The organism is Pseudoxanthomonas sp. LjRoot204_2 (genome assembly GCF_056175765.1).
The window spans coordinates 1-1,537 of record NZ_JBGFFG010000612.1 but is presented as its reverse complement, the minus strand read 5'-3'; the positions used below and the strand labels follow the sequence as shown (position 1 = coordinate 1,537).

Genomic DNA, 1,537 nt, shown 5'->3' with positions numbered 1-1,537 from the left:
CTACCTGCACAACGAGCACGTGCTGTCGGGCCCGGGCCTCATGAATCTCTATCGGTGCCTCTGCGAACTCCGCGATGCGACGCCCATGCACACGGATGCGAGCGCGCTGGTGGCCGCGGCCGACGCGGATGCGCTGGCGCGGGAAACGCTCGAGACGTTCTGCGGCTGGCTGGGCAGCGTGGTGGGCGACCTGGCGATCATCTTCGGTGCCCGCGTCGTCTACCTGGCCGGTGGTGTGACCGCGCATATTCCGCAGTTCCTGCACGACGGACGGTTCCTGCAGCGCTATCTCAACAAGGGCGTGATGACCGAGCAGCTCGAACGGGTGCCCGTATGGCGCGTCGAGCATGGACAGTTGGGACTGTTGGGCGCGGTCGCGTGGTATCGCCAGAATCTCAGCGGATGAACGCGGTAGGGTGAAGTCCTCGACGGGTCTCATCCTCGCCAGGTCACCGCGCATGTCTCTTTCTTGAGCGCCCGTCGGCGTTCGGTCCGTCCGCAACGGACGAGCGCTTCACCAGCTGGTGCGGCAGCACGCGATTGACGATGACGCGGGTGGCGGGATCGCGCCGTATGTCGCGCAGCAGGATGTCGATGGCGGCATCGGCCATGGCCGCCACCGGTTGATGGACGGTGGTCAGTTCCGGCCACACCATCGTCGCCGCGGACGTGTCGTCGAAACCGACCACGGAAAGGTCCCGTGGCACGTCCAGGCCGCGACGGTGGGCGACCGAGACCACCGCCGATGCCATGTCGTCGTTGCTGGCGAAAATGGCGCTGGGCGGGCGGCGCAACGCGAGAAGCGTCTCGGCTGCCTCCAGGCCCGAACGGTAGGTGAAGTAGCCCGGCTGGACCAGCTTGTCGTCGTAGGCGATGCCGGCGTCCGCCAGTGCATCCCGGTAGCCCTGCCAGCGATGCGCGCTTGCGGTCTGGTTGGGATCGCCCTTGATGTAGCCGATCCGCGTATGCCCGCGCGCGATGAGGTGGGAGACCACGTCCCGGCTGGCGCAATGGTCGTCGATCCGCACGCAGGAAACCGTATCGCCCAGATGCCCCGACGCGATCGAGACCACCGGCACGCCCGCCTGCGAGAACTCCGACACGATGGCGGTCGATTCGCACAGCGGGGGAGGCAGGATGACCCCCGCCACGCTGCCAGAGAGTTGCCGGGCGGCCGCGCGGGATTGCGCGGCATCCAGTCCGTCCCACGTGGCGATCACCAGCTGGGCCGCCGCCCGCGCAGAACCGCGCAACGCGCCGACCAGCAATTCGCGCAGATAGCTCGAGCTGGGGTTGGAGTAGATCAGCGCGATGCAGGTGCTTTGCGCAGCGGCAAGCGAGCTGGCCGCAAGGTTGGGGCGATAGCCCAGCTCGCGCACGCTGCGCATGACGCGATCACGGTTGGTGTCGCGCACGCCCGCATGGCCGTTCACGACACGCGACACCGTCATTGGCGACACGCCGGCATGCGCTGCCACCTCGTCGATGGTGACCGCACCGCCCTTCCTGCGCACCGCTTTGCTGGTCTTCTTCACGC

2 protein-coding genes are annotated in these 1,537 nt (G+C 67.7%); one reads left to right on the top strand and one right to left on the bottom strand.

Annotation, left to right across the window (positions count from 1 at the left end):
- A partial coding sequence (locus AC04L7_RS18400) for an ROK family protein (protein ID WP_475513659.1) occupies positions 1-406 on the top strand: 406 nt, incomplete at its 5' end.
- A 43-nt stretch (positions 407-449) separates the two neighbouring features.
- On the opposite strand, the gene AC04L7_RS18395 is transcribed toward AC04L7_RS18400, so the two are convergent.
- Complete coding sequence (locus AC04L7_RS18395) at positions 450-1,535, bottom strand: LacI family DNA-binding transcriptional regulator (RefSeq protein ID WP_435998702.1); 1,086 nt, start codon at positions 1,533-1,535, stop codon at positions 450-452.
- Positions 1,536-1,537: the final 2 nt, after the last annotated feature.